Here is a 13,158-nt window from a genome sequence, read left to right on the forward strand (position 1 = left end):
TGGGATCAGTTTTCCGCCGAATAAGTCCATTTCCGTCGTTTCAAAGCTATAAAACCGCGGATTTTCAGCTCATCCAGTTCCCTCCATCGACGTTATAAGTCTGCGCCACCACGTATTCACTCTCTGTCGAGGCGAGGAAAATCGCCATGCCCGTGAGGTCATCCGCAGTGCCCATCCGGCCAAAAGGCACTTGCTGGCCGACCTGGCGCTTCTTTTCCCCCAGTGGCAGGTTTTCATGGCGGGCAAACAGCGCATCCACGCCGTCCCAATGCTCGCCATCCACCACGCCGGGGGCGATGGCGTTGACGTTGATCCGGTGTTTGATCAAATCCAGCCCGGCAGACTGGGTCAGGCTGATCACCGCGGCCTTGCTGGCGCAATAGATGCCTACCAGCGGCTCGCCACGCCGACCGGCCTGGCTCGCCATGTTGATGATTTTGCCGCCGTGACCCTGGTGGATCATCTGCCGAGCCGCCGCCTGCAGCGTGAACAGCGTACCGGCGACGTTGATGGAAAACAGCCGTTCGTAGCTCTGGCGGGTGATTTCCACGATCGGCGCCAGGTCGAACAGCGCCGCGTTATTGATCAGGATATCCAGCTTGCCCACCCGCGCCACGACCGCATCGATGGCCTGGTCGATGGACGCCTGGTCGGTCACGTCCATTTTTACCGCATAGGCGCTGTCACCCAGTTCGGCGGCTGTGGCCTGGGCCCGTTCAAGGTCGATATCGGCAATTGCTACGGTGGCGCCTTCATTGATATAGGCCTGGGCAAATGTCCTGCCGATACCACGGGCGGCGCCGGTTATCAGGGCACTTTGTCCTTCGAGTCGTTTCATGGGCTTGTCCTGTCTCTAGAGGTCCATGGGGCGGGGCGGACCTGCATGTGCGCCATGGTTGGGCGATTACAGCAGCGCACCTCAACGCCGACAAACGCAGGGAGGATGACCCGGTGATACTTTTTTAACTCCTACACGGGTAGTTCGGTCGGGTTAAAAAAGTATCAGTGGGCAGTCAGGTGGGAACTGGCGAACCGCTGCGCACCCGGCGTAAGGTGCTGGCTATAACGATAAGAGAGGCACGACATGCCTGATCACCGAACGCCTTTGTTCGAACAGCGACCGGCCGAACTGGAAGTCATCCTGCCCGAGCCCGAGCACAGTTTTCGCTGGTATGAGCATGACTACCCATACCCGATGGCACGCTGGAACCACCACCCTGAATTTGAAATCCACCTCATCCGCCAGGGCAGCGGCAAGTTGCTGGCGGGCGACTATATCGGCCCGTTTGGCCCCGGCCATGTGGCGATGATCGGCCCGGACTTGCCCCACGACTGGATGGGCGACCTGGCGCCGGGCGAGCACCTTATCGGGCGCGATGTGGTGCTGCAGTTCGACGGCGCCGTCTTGTTGACCCTGCGCCGGACCCTGCCCGAATTGGGGGATTTACAGACGTTGTTCGAGCGGGCGCGGCGAGGCCTGGCCTTCAGTGGCGATACCGCCGTTCATGCTGCAAGCCTGCTCGAGGCCATCGGCCCGGCCCAAGGTCTTGGGCGGCTGGCGCTGTTTCTGCAACTGCTCGAGACCCTCAGTAAAGCGCCTGAAGCGCAAGCCTTGTGTCTGGCGAGCCCCTGCTACGCGCCAACCCTGGATGCCCGTAGTTCTGAACGCATTCACAAAGCGTTCGAGTACCTGCAGGCTGAACTCACCGGCGACCTGCGCCTGTCGGTGATCGCCCGGCAGCTGGACATGAGTGAACCTGGCTTTTCGCGCTTCTTCAAGCGTATCACCGGACACGGCTTCATCGATCTGATGCGCAAGTTGCGGGTCCAGCGAGCCTGCCGGTTGCTGTTGCAGAGTGAAATGCCGGTGACCGATATCTGCTTTGAGGTGGGTTACAACAACCTGTCCAACTTCAACCGGCATTTCCGCATCGAGATGAACCAGACGCCCAGTGAGTATCGCCGGGGCGCCTTGTCGTTGATTTGAAACTGCAACGCTTCAGCGCACAGTTTGCGCCGCACCCACCGTCACCGCACGGGCCATCACACTGATCGCCGCCACGGCCGCAATCAGCAGCCCAGGCGATGTCGCCAGCAGCACACCGGTCGTTCCCGCCCCGGCAGCCAGGATTTGCCCCGCGGCCAGCGGCCCGGCGACCGAACCCAGGCGCCCGATGGCCACCGCTGCACCGACCCCCGTCGCGCGCACAGCCGTCGGGTAGGAGGGCGGCGCCAAGGCGTAGAGCACCAGTTGCGCGGCCATGACGAACAACCCGGCGGCGAACCCGGCGATGGCCATTGGCACGATGCCGACCGACAACCCGACCCCGGCCAGGGCGCTGAGCAACCCGGCATAGACGAACAGCACCACCTTGATGCCATTGCAGCGGTCCAGCAACAGGCCGCCGAGCAGCGAGCCGAGGGTTCCGCCGATGTTGAACAGCATCTGCACCAGGCCGGCCTGGGGCTTGCTGAAGCCTTGTTCCAGCAGCAACGACGGCAGCCAGTTGAGCAGCATGTACATGACCGTCAGGGTGAAAAAGTAGCTCAGCCACAGTGCCAGGGTAGTACGGCTCCGGCCATCGCCGAACAGCGCCTGGCCGGTCGAGCCGCGGGCCTCGCCGCCGGCACCCTGCACCTGGCGAAAGGCACTGGACTCAGGGAGCCACAGCAGCATTAGCGGCACCACCAACAATGGCGCCAGCCCGCCGATGAAAAAGGTCATTTGCCAGTGCTCGCCAAACAGCATCGCGACCACGGCCGCCAGCGCACCGCCCAACGGCACACCCGCGTACATCACGCTGATGGCCGTGCCACGCCGCTGCTCGCCTACGGCTTCGGCACACAGGGCAATGAGGTTGGGCAGGGCGGCGCCCAGGCCCAGCCCAGTCATGAAGCGCACCAGCAGCAGGCTGGAAAAGTGTTCGACATACGCGGTGCTGAGGGAGAACACCCCGAACAGCAGGACGGCGGCAATGAGGATTTTCTTGCGACCGATCCGATCAGCGATCCAGCCGCCGAAAAACGCTCCCGGCAGCAGTCCGATGATCCCGGCGCTGAAAACCCAACCCATCATTTTCGGGTCCAGGGCAAACGTCTGCCGCAGGCCGGCAGCGGCAGTGCCGGCCGACTGCAGGTCGAAACCCTCGATCAGCGCAACGATAAAACACAGGGCGATGGTCAGCGTCGCGCGACGCGTCGGACTGTTCATGGCAATTCCTCTTATTGTTTTTGTCTGGGAAGCACCGGCTCGGGGGAACACCGGCAAGCACGATTAAGATTAACAAAGCTAACTAAAAAAAGAATCGTAAGAGGCGATCGGATATAGCGCCTGAAATAGTCAATAAAATCAGCTGATTGACAGTGCTGAATGAAATAATTGATGAATTAGTTAATAATATTAATGTTCGATTATCGATCATTTCGGATTGACGAAGCACCTGTGTCATTTCCATTCTCTTTGCGCAGAACCCAACGCCTCAGGCGATAGGTCGATCGAAAACAACAACAATAAGTGGACATCGAACATGCCAAACCGTACCCGGGCGCCCCTTGCTGTGGCCCCTGTTTCACTTCTCGTTCATTTGTTGGCCGGTCTCGGGCTGAGCCTGGGCTCCAGCGCAGTGTTGGCAGAGGGATTCATCGAAGACAGCCACGGCACCCTGACCCTGCGCAACTACTACATGGACCGCGACTACAAGGACGATGGCGCCAAGACTGCGACCCGGGAGTGGGCCCAGGGTGTGATCATGAACATGGAGTCGGGGTTTACCCCGGGCACCATCGGTTTCGGCCTGGACGCCCGAGGATTGGTGGGGATCAAGCTGGACTCGTCGCCGGATCGCAGTGGCACTGAATTGTTGCCGGTCTCCAGCAGCGACAAGCGCGCAGCCGATGAGTATTCACGCCTGGCCTTGACCGGCAAGCTGCGTTTCGGCCAGACCACGGTGAAGACCGGTGACGTGTCGATCTTCCTGCCGTTTGCCTTCGCCAGCCCATCGCGACTGTTGCCACAGACTTTTCGCGGTACGACCCTCAGCTCCAAGGACATCGATGGGCTGACGTTGAACACGGGCTACATCGACCGCATCAACCGCCGCGATTCCACCAACTACCAGCCGATGAGCATCGCCTCGCCCAACCGTCGCTTTAACGGCGCGGCGACCTCGTCTCACATGGCGTATATAGGGGGCGACTATCAGCTCAACAAAGACCTCAGCCTTCGGGCTTACCACGCTGAAGTGGCGGATCTGTACCAGCAGAACACCCTGGCATTGCTGCATAACCTGCCGTTGGGCGACGGGGTGTTGACCACCGACCTGCGCAGTTTTTTCAGTGACGAAGACGGCGCGGCCAAGGCTGGCAAAGTAGATAACCGCAATCTCTCGGCGCTGGTCGGTTATCGCTTGGGCGGGCATCGCGTGAGCCTGGGCTACATGCATGCCAGTGGCGATACTGCCACGCCTTATGTGTCCGGTACTGAGTTGATGGGCTTGAGTGAAATGACCATGAGCTCGGATTTCCTCAACGCCAAGGAGCGCACCTGGCAAGTGATCCATGATTATGACTTTGCGGCGGTGGGCGTACCGGGCCTGAGGACCCGATTGCGTTACGTGCGTGGCGATCACATTGAGCTGGCCGCCCTCAATGCCGAGGATCGCAAGGAGCGCGAGTTCCAGATGGAGCTGGGGTACGTGATCCAGAGCGGATCGCTGAAAAACGTCGGGCTGCTGGCGCGCAAGTCGATCTACCGCAACGATTTCCCGGGTACGGCAGCGTTTCGCGATGAGAACCAGACCCGGTTCCTGGTGACCTACAACGTGCCGATCTGGTGACGCCCTAATAGGCGACGCCGTGCTCTTGTGGCGAGGGAGCTTGCTCCCTCGCCACAAGAGGGCTGCGTCAGGCCTTATTGCTGGTAAACCTTCTTCAGCAACCGCAGCAATTCCTCGCGCTCGCCACCCGAAAGGGCCGCGGTTGAATCCAGATCACTCTGGGCGGCGATCTGCTTGAGTTCCTTGAGCAGGGTTTCGCCGGTCTTGCTCAGGAAAATCCCATAGGAGCGTTTGTCCGGCTTGCACCGCACGCGCACGGCCAGGGCCCGGCTTTCCAGTTTGTTCAGCAGCGGCACCACTTGCGGTGGTTCGATCGTCAGGGCCTTGGCCAGGTCGGCCTGCATCAGGCCAGGGTTCTGGTCGATGATCGCCAGGGCCGAAAATTGGGCGGGCCGTAAATCGTGGGTGGCGAGCCGACCGATCAGGTTCTGGAACAGTTTCAACTGGGCACGGCGCAGGGCGTAACCGATCAGGTCGTCCAGTGCGGAGTCCAGCGGCGCCTGCGCGTCGGCACCGGCAGCCAGGGCCTCGGCGGGTTCGGCAAGCTTGGAAGACTTGGCCATCGGAGAAAGCATCCTCGAGGTGAGTGATTAACAAGGCTATCCAGTTTGCCGAGGTTGGGACGCTATGGCTACGGTCTATCGCATATTCGTTGATCTGATGCTTTGCTCCCCGCACTGAAAAATACAGGTAAATCGATTAATGGTTAATTGACATAACTAATTTTCCGGTTTAGTTTTTGATCATCTTCAGCCAAGAACAAGAGAGCACGCATCATGAGCAACTACGAAGGTCGCTGGAAAACGGTCAAGGTCGATATCGAGGAGGGTATCGCCTGGGTCACCCTCAATCGCCCGGAAAAACGCAATGCCATGAGCCCGACCCTCAACCGCGAGATGATCGATGTGCTCGAGACTCTGGAACAGGACCCGGCCGCTGGCGTGCTGGTGCTGACCGGCGCCGGTGATGCCTGGACCGCGGGCATGGACCTCAAGGAATATTTCCGCGAAGTGGATGCCGGGCCGGAAATTCTTCAGGAGAAGATCCGTCGCGAAGCCTCGCAGTGGCAGTGGAAACTGCTGCGCATGTACGCCAAACCAACCATTGCCATGGTCAATGGCTGGTGCTTCGGTGGCGGTTTCAGCCCGCTGGTGGCGTGCGACCTGGCGATCTGCGCCGACGAAGCGACCTTCGGTCTTTCGGAAATCAACTGGGGTATCCCGCCCGGTAACCTGGTCAGCAAGGCCATGGCCGACACCGTGGGCCATCGCCAATCGCTGTACTACATCATGACCGGCAAGACCTTTGGTGGGCAGAAAGCCGCTGAAATGGGCCTGGTCAACGAAAGCGTGCCCTTGGCGCAACTGCGTGACGTCACCGTGGAACTGGCGCGTAACCTGCTGGAGAAAAACCCGGTGGTGCTGCGTGCAGCCAAGCATGGCTTCAAGCGTTGCCGCGAACTGACCTGGGAGCAGAACGAAGATTACCTGTACGCCAAGCTCGATCAGTCGCGCCTGCTCGATACCGAAGGCGGTCGCGAGCAGGGCATGAAGCAGTTCCTGGACGACAAGAGCATCAAACCGGGCCTGCAGACCTACAAGCGCTGAGACAATCGCGTGGCGGGCGCCGATCAGGTGCCCGCAGGCTGTTCGTCCAAGGCCCTCGGCGCTACTGTGAACGTGTTCCCTATAAAGACAATAAAGAGGAATCACCATGCTGGACGTGCCCCTGTTGATCGGCGGCCAGTCGTGCGCCGCCCGTGACGGCCGGACCTTCGAGCGCTGCAATCCGGTGACCGGTGAAGTGGTGTCTCGTGTGGCCGCCGCTACCCTGGAAGATGCCGACGCCGCCGTGGCCGCTGCGCAAGCTGCGTTTCCCGCCTGGGCTGCATTGGCGCCCAACGAACGTCGCACGCGCTTGCTGCGCGCCGCCGAGCAATTGCAGGCCCGCAGCGGCGAATTCATTGCTGCCGCCGGCGAAACCGGGGCCATGGCCAATTGGTACGGTTTCAATGTGCACCTGGCGGCGAACATGCTGCGCGAAGCCGCTTCCATGACCACCCAGATCAACGGCGAAATCATTCCTTCGGACGTGCCCGGCAGTTTCGCCATGGCCCTGCGACAGCCCTGCGGCGTGGTGCTGGGCATCGCGCCGTGGAACGCCCCGGTGATTCTCGCCACTCGCGCCATCGCCATGCCCCTGGCTTGCGGTAACACCGTGGTGCTCAAGGCCTCGGAAATAAGCCCGGCGGTGCACCGGCTGATCGGCCAGGTGTTGCAGGACGCCGGTTTGGGCGATGGCGTGGTCAATGTCATCTGCAATGCGCCGGCGGATGCACCGGCCATTGTTGAACGCCTGATTGCCAACCCGGCGGTACGGCGTGTCAACTTCACCGGTTCGACCCACGTCGGGCGCATCGTCGGCGAACTGTCGGCGCGCCACCTCAAGCCGGCACTGCTGGAGCTTGGCGGCAAGGCCCCGTTGTTGGTGCTCGACGACGCCGACCTGGACGCTGCGGTAGAAGCGGCAGCCTTCGGCGCCTACTTCAACCAGGGGCAAATCTGCATGTCCACCGAGCGACTGATCGTCGATGCCCGCGTGGCCGATGCTTTCGTCACTCGGTTGACCGCCAAGATCGCCACCTTGCGCGCCGGTGATCCCGCTGCCGGTGATTGCGTGCTCGGCTCGCTCGTGGATGTCAGTGCCGGCCTGCGCATCAAGGGGCTGATCGACGATGCCCTGGCCAAAGGCGCGAGGCTGGTGGCAGGGGGGCAGTTGGAGGGCAGTATCCTGCAACCGACCCTGCTCGATGGCGTCACCGCGGACATGCGTCTGTACCGCGAAGAGTCCTTCGGCCCAGTGGCGGTGTTGCTGCGGGGGGAGGGCGACGAAGAACTGCTGCGCCTGGCCAACGATTCCGAGTTCGGCTTGTCGGCGGCGATCTTCAGTCGCGATACCACGCGGGCCCTGGCCCTGGCCCAACGGGTCGAGTCGGGCATCTGCCACATCAACGGTCCGACCGTGCACGACGAGGCGCAGATGCCCTTCGGCGGGGTCAAGTCCAGCGGATACGGCAGCTTTGGTGGCAAGGCGTCCATCGAGCATTTCACTCAGTTGCGCTGGGTGACGTTGCAGAACGGACCCCGGCATTACCCGATCTGAAATCCGTCGCATGGCGGGCGGCCGGGCCTTGAAAGCCGCCGCCCCGATGCAGGCCAGAATAACAATGACAAGGCCGCAGCCAGACGCTGCCACGCTCCGCTCGCTTCGCGCGACCCGAGTGTGCCTTGGTGGAGGAAATGTACGTGAGTTCCGAGTTCAGATCGTCCTCCCGACCCGGCCCCGGGCAGTATCGCCAGGTGTCGATTGGTCATCCCGCCGTTGAAGTCAGGGAAGAGCGCGGCATCCTGCACATGCGCTCCCTGGAACCCCTGGCCCCGTTGCCGGCGCGGTTGCTCGATCGCCTGGTGCACTGGGCCGAGGTGCGCCCGCAGCAGACGTTCATCGCCGCTCGCGAGGCCGGCGGTGACTGGCGTCGCGTCAGCTATGCCCAGATGCTCGAGAGCGTCCGGGCCATCGCCCAAAGCTTGCTGGGCTACGGCCTGTCGGCCGAGAAACCCTTGGCGCTGCTCTCAGGCAACGACATCGAACACCTGCAAATGGCTCTTGGCGCAATGTATGCGGGCATTCCGTATTGCCCGGTGTCGCCGGCCTATTCGTTGCTATCCCAGGATTTCGCCAAGCTGCGGCATGTCTGCGACCTGTTGCAGCCGGGGCTGGTGTTTGTCAGCGATGCCGCACCGTTTGAGCGGGCGATCAATGCCGTCTTGCCGGCCGACGTGCCCTTGATCACGGTGCGTGGCGAGATCCCGGATCGCGCCAGAACCAGTTTTGCCAGCCTGCTGGCGCAACCCGGCGGCGTCGAGGCCGAACGAGCCTTTGCCGCTTCCGGGCCGGATAGCATCGCCAAGTTTCTCTTTACCTCGGGTTCGACCAAGCTGCCGAAGGCGGTGATCACCACCCAACGCATGCTCTGCGCCAACCAGCAAATGCTGTTGCAGACCTTCCCGGTGTTTGGTGAAGCGCCGCCGGTGCTGGTGGACTGGTTGCCGTGGAACCACACGTTCGGTGGCAGTCACAACGTCGGCATCGTGTTGTACAACGGCGGCACGTTCTACCTGGACGACGGCAAACCCACGGCCCAGGGCTTCGCCGAAACCTTGCGTAACCTCAAGGAGATTTCGCCTACCGCCTACCTGACCGTGCCCAAGGGCTGGGAAGAGCTGGTCAGCGCCCTGGAGAAGGACGCGGAGCTGCGCGAGCGTTTTTTCAAGGACATCAGCCTGTTCTTCTTTGCCGCTGCGGGTCTGTCCCAAAGCACCTGGGATCGACTCGACAAAGTCGCCGAGCAGCATTGTGGCGAACGGATCCGCATGATGGCGGGCCTGGGCATGACCGAGGCGTCGCCGTCCTGCACCTTCACCACCGGGCCACTGTCCATGGCCGGCTACATCGGCCTGCCGGCTCCTGGTTGCGAAGTGCGGCTGGTGCCGGTGGACGGCAAGTTCGAAGGGCGCTTTCGCGGGCCGCACATCATGCCGGGCTACTGGCGCTCGCCGCAGCAGACCGCTGAGGTATTCGACGAGGACGGTTTCTACTGTTCGGGGGATGCGATCAAGCTGGCCGATCCCGGCAACCCGCAACTGGGCTTGATGTTCGATGGACGGATTGCCGAAGATTTCAAATTGTCCTCTGGCGTGTTCGTCAGTGTCGGTCCGCTGCGCAACCGCGCGGTGCTGGAAGGCACGCCTTACGTCCAGGACCTGGTGATCACCGCGCCGGATCGCGAGTGCCTGGGTGCGCTGGTGTTTCCGCGGCTTGCGGAATGCCGACGTCTGTCGGGTCTGGCTTCGGACGCCAGCGATACCCAAGTGCTTGCCAGCGAACCGGTACGCCAATGGTTCGCCGACTGGCTGCAACGCCTGAACCGCGAAGCCACCGGCAACGCCAGTCGCGTGGAGTGGATTGCCTTGCTCGATGAACCGGCGTCGATCGATCGTGGCGAAATCACCGACAAGGGCTCGATCAACCAACGGGCGGTGTTGCAGTGGCGGGCGGCGAAAGTCGAGGCGCTGTATCGCGGTGAAGATGCTTCCATCCTGCGGGCCAGGTCTGTGGCTTAAATAAAAAACCATGTGGGAGCGGGCTTGCTCGCGAAGACGGTGTGTCAGTCAACATCAATATTGCTGACCCACCGCTTTCGCGAGCAAGCCCGCTCCCACAGGGTTACGCTTCTTTGGTTGGCTCCCGCCCACCGTGACACACCGCCCCAAGCCTTTTACTATGCCGGTTCTCCTTTCTCTGGAATTCACCTGGATGAGTAAGCCTGGCCAAACGGTGCTGGTTGCGCTGCGCAGAATGATCGCTTCGGGTGAACTGGCGGCCGGCGAGCGCTTGATGGAAATTCCCACAGCAGAATTGTTTGGCGTCTCGCGGATGCCGGTGCGCATGGCGTTCCGCACGCTGGAACAGGAAGGCTTGCTGGTGCGTTTCGGTGGCAGGGGGTTTCAAGTGCGTTCGGTCAGTGCCGAAGAAATCGCCGGGGCCGTGGAGGTGCGTGGCGTGCTCGAAGGGCTGGCCGCGCGGCAAACGGCCGAACGTGGCTTGTCCGAAGAGGGCCGGGCAACACTCGAACAATGCCTGGTGCAGGGCGACGAACTGTTCGCCAAGGGCTATGTGACCGAGGATGACCTGGAGGTCTATCACGACCTCAATATGCGCTTTCATCAAGTGATCGTCGAAGGCAGCCACAACCCGGCGATCGCCGATGCACTGGCCCGTAACGATCATCTGCCGTTCGCCTCAGTCACCGCCCTGGCGGTGGATCGCCAGAACATGGCCGGCGAGTTTCGCCGCTTCAACTATGCCCACATGCAGCACCATTCGGTGTTCGACGCGTTGATTCACCGCCAGGGCGCCCGTGCCGAGGCGATCATGCGCGAGCATGCCAATGCGACCTTGCGTTATGCCGAGGTGTTCGGCTCGACGTTGGCTGATGAGCGGATGACGGTGATATTGCGCTCGGACTGAAGGCCCACATACTCATATGCCTGTGGGAGCAAAGCTTGCTCGCGATGACAGATATTCAGCCAGCATTGATATCAACTGGCGGACCGCTATCGCGAGCAAGCTTTGCTCCCACAGGGCTCTCCCACAGGGCTCTCCCACAGGAGGGCGGGTTGTTCGGAGGTTAGAGATCCAGCACCAGCAACGGTGTCTTCGACCGCGAACAGCACGGCGTGAACTGGTCGTTGCAAGCCTGTTCCGCCTCGGTCAGGAACATGTCTCGATGTTCCGGCACACCTTCCAGCACGCGGGTCAGGCAGGTGCCGCACACGCCTTGTTCGCACGAGATCGGGATCTCGATGCCATGGCTCTCCAGCACCTGCACCACGCTGCGGTCGGCGGGCACTTCGAAGACCTGCCCGCTGCTGGCCAGTTTCACCGCGAAGCGGCCATCGGCGCTGGTGTCGGTGGGCGCGGCAGCGAAATATTCGCGGTGCAGGTGGCTGTCCTGCCAGCCCAGGGCCTTGGCGGTGTCCAATACATGCTGCATGAAACCGCCGGGACCGCACACGTAGAGGTGCAGGTCATCGTTGGGCGCAGCCAGCACGCGAACGGCGTCCAGCCGTGTTTCGGGCTCTTCATCGAAATGCAGGAAAACCCGGTCGGCATAAGGTGACTGGCGCAGGCGCTCGACAAAGGCTGCCCGCTCCCGGGAGCGGGTGCAGTAGTGCAGTTCGAACACTGCACCGCTCTGGGCCAGGTGCTCGGCCATGCACAAGATCGGTGTAATGCCGATGCCTCCGGCAAACAACAGGCTGCGCCGGGCCTCAGGCGCGAGAGGAAACAGGTTGCGCGGTTCGCTGATGTGCAGCCGTGCGCCGGGCTGGATCAGCTCGTGCAGACTGCGTGAACCGCCGCGCGAGGCCGAATCCTTGAGTACGCCGATGAGGTAACGATGCCGCTCTTCGGGATGGTTGCACAGCGAGTACTGGCGGATCAGGCCGCCGGGCAAGTGCACGTCGATATGGGCGCCGGCAGTGAACGCCGGCAAGGGTTGGCCGTCGATACGGGTCAGCTCGTAGCTGCAGATATCCAGGGCTTCGTTGTGCCGCGCGACGACTTGGACTTCGATCATGACCGTTGCTCCGCATGCTGCGGCTGCTGGGTCTGGGTGCTGGCGATCAATCCGGCTTGCGATTCGCGCTCGCGCGCAATCAGACGCTCCAGCACCCGACGCGACTGCACGCCGCCGGCATCGATGTTGAGCTTGAGCAGGTTGCGCTGCGGATGGTCCAGCAGGTTGCGCTGCTGGCGTTCAAGCATCTCCAGGTCTTCGCTGAAAATCTTGCCCTGGCCTTCGCGAATGCTATCGGTCAGCGCTTGATCCTGTGGCTGGAAGTGCCGGGCCATGCCCCAGAAGTACCAGATGGAGGTTTCGGTTTCCGGCGTGATGAAATCCACCACGATGCTCGATGCCTTGAACTGCGGGGCGGCGTGATAACCACCGTTGCCGGCATGGGCCACGCCGACTTCGATCAGTACGTGGCTGGGCGGGGTGAAACGGCAGATCTGCCAGCGGTCCACCGGCACATCGTCGGCCAGGTTGTTACCGCGCAGGGCCATGCGCCAGAAGGGCGGGGCCATGATGTTTTCCATGTGCCGGGCGGTGACCACTTCGTCGCCCTCGACCGTGGTTACGGGGGGCGCTTCGTCGATTTCCTTTTGGCCAATGCTGGACGCGTGCACGTAGGTTTCGTGGGTCAGGTCCATCAGGTTATCGATCATCAGGCGGTAGTCGCACTGGATATGAAACAGGCCGCCACCGTAGGCCCATTCATCGTTTTCGGCCCATTCCAGATGATGGATCAGCGCCGGGTCGGCCAGCGCCTGATCACCGGGCCAGACCCAGATGAAGCCATGGCGTTCCTCTACCGCAAAGGTCTTGTTGCAAGGGAAGCCCCGGACCCGTTGCCCTGGCATCTCCACGGTCTTGCCGTCACACCCCATCACCAGGCCGTGATAGCCGCACACCAGGTTGCCGTTTTCGACGTAGCCCAACGAGAGCGGGGCGCCACGATGGGGACAAAAGTCTTCCACGGCCGCGACCTTGCCCTCGTGCCCACGGTAAAAAACTATCTTTTCGCCACAGATCTGGCGGCCCAGGGGCTTGTCGGCGATTTCATCGGGGGTGCAGGCAACGTACCAGGTGTTTTTGGGGTACATGACGGGATCTCCAAACGGATGTTGTTCTTGTCTA

General features: G+C 61.8%; 11 protein-coding genes. 6 read left to right on the forward strand and 5 right to left on the reverse strand.

Annotated features, from left to right (window positions below; genetic code table 11):
• Window positions 1-64: 64 nt before the first annotated feature.
• Window positions 65-838, reverse strand: coding sequence for an L-iditol 2-dehydrogenase (locus ACWNZ1_RS08050; RefSeq protein ID WP_456027547.1), 774 nt, complete (start codon window positions 836-838; stop codon window positions 65-67).
• A gap of 246 nt (window positions 839-1,084) precedes the next feature.
• Between ACWNZ1_RS08050 and ACWNZ1_RS08055 the strand changes: the two genes are divergently transcribed.
• The gene (locus tag ACWNZ1_RS08055; protein ID WP_256452841.1) at window positions 1,085-1,987 is read left to right on the forward strand and encodes an AraC family transcriptional regulator; all 903 of its coding nucleotides are present in this window, start codon (window positions 1,085-1,087) and stop codon (window positions 1,985-1,987) included.
• 12 nt (window positions 1,988-1,999) lie between these two features.
• Here the strand turns inward: ACWNZ1_RS08055 and mhpT are convergent, their stop codons facing one another.
• The gene (gene mhpT / locus ACWNZ1_RS08060) at window positions 2,000-3,211 is read right to left on the reverse strand and encodes a 3-(3-hydroxy-phenyl)propionate transporter MhpT (RefSeq protein ID WP_135845370.1); all 1,212 of its coding nucleotides are present in this window, start codon (window positions 3,209-3,211) and stop codon (window positions 2,000-2,002) included.
• A 316-nt stretch (window positions 3,212-3,527) separates the two neighbouring features.
• Between mhpT and ACWNZ1_RS08065 the strand changes: the two genes are divergently transcribed.
• Entirely contained in the window at window positions 3,528-4,835 is a 1,308-nt protein-coding gene (locus ACWNZ1_RS08065) for an OprD family porin (protein ID WP_456027548.1), read from the forward strand.
• Between the two features lie 74 nt (window positions 4,836-4,909).
• Here the strand turns inward: ACWNZ1_RS08065 and ACWNZ1_RS08070 are convergent, their stop codons facing one another.
• Window positions 4,910-5,398, reverse strand: a complete 489-nt coding sequence (locus ACWNZ1_RS08070; protein ID WP_135845372.1) for a MarR family winged helix-turn-helix transcriptional regulator — start codon at window positions 5,396-5,398, stop codon at window positions 4,910-4,912.
• A 213-nt stretch (window positions 5,399-5,611) separates the two neighbouring features.
• Between ACWNZ1_RS08070 and ACWNZ1_RS08075 the strand changes: the two genes are divergently transcribed.
• The 4 genes from ACWNZ1_RS08075 to ACWNZ1_RS08090 all read left to right on the forward strand — a co-directional run bounded on the left by ACWNZ1_RS08075 (window position 5,612) and on the right by ACWNZ1_RS08090 (window position 10,925).
• Window positions 5,612-6,442: a p-hydroxycinnamoyl CoA hydratase/lyase gene (locus ACWNZ1_RS08075; RefSeq protein ID WP_135845373.1), complete on the forward strand. Its 831-nt coding sequence runs from the start codon at window positions 5,612-5,614 to the stop codon at window positions 6,440-6,442.
• A gap of 106 nt (window positions 6,443-6,548) precedes the next feature.
• Window positions 6,549-7,997 carry an aldehyde dehydrogenase gene (locus ACWNZ1_RS08080; RefSeq protein WP_256452843.1) on the forward strand — a complete coding sequence of 483 codons (1,449 nt, stop codon included), beginning with the start codon at window positions 6,549-6,551 and terminating at the stop codon, window positions 7,995-7,997.
• 143 nt (window positions 7,998-8,140) lie between these two features.
• The gene (locus tag ACWNZ1_RS08085) at window positions 8,141-10,018 is read left to right on the forward strand and encodes a feruloyl-CoA synthase (RefSeq protein WP_256452844.1); all 1,878 of its coding nucleotides are present in this window, start codon (window positions 8,141-8,143) and stop codon (window positions 10,016-10,018) included.
• A 193-nt stretch (window positions 10,019-10,211) separates the two neighbouring features.
• Window positions 10,212-10,925, forward strand: a complete 714-nt coding sequence (locus tag ACWNZ1_RS08090; protein ID WP_135845376.1) for a GntR family transcriptional regulator — start codon at window positions 10,212-10,214, stop codon at window positions 10,923-10,925.
• A gap of 160 nt (window positions 10,926-11,085) precedes the next feature.
• Here the strand turns inward: ACWNZ1_RS08090 and ACWNZ1_RS08095 are convergent, their stop codons facing one another.
• Window positions 11,086-12,036, reverse strand: coding sequence for a PDR/VanB family oxidoreductase (locus ACWNZ1_RS08095; protein WP_135845377.1), 951 nt, complete (start codon window positions 12,034-12,036; stop codon window positions 11,086-11,088).
• Window positions 12,033-13,124, reverse strand: a complete 1,092-nt coding sequence (locus tag ACWNZ1_RS08100) for an aromatic ring-hydroxylating oxygenase subunit alpha (protein WP_135845378.1) — start codon at window positions 13,122-13,124, stop codon at window positions 12,033-12,035. The genes ACWNZ1_RS08095 and ACWNZ1_RS08100 overlap by 4 nt, the downstream gene beginning before the upstream one ends.
• Window positions 13,125-13,158 lie beyond the last annotated feature (34 nt).

The sequence above is a fragment of the Pseudomonas sp. CFBP 5748 genome (assembly GCF_053850495.1).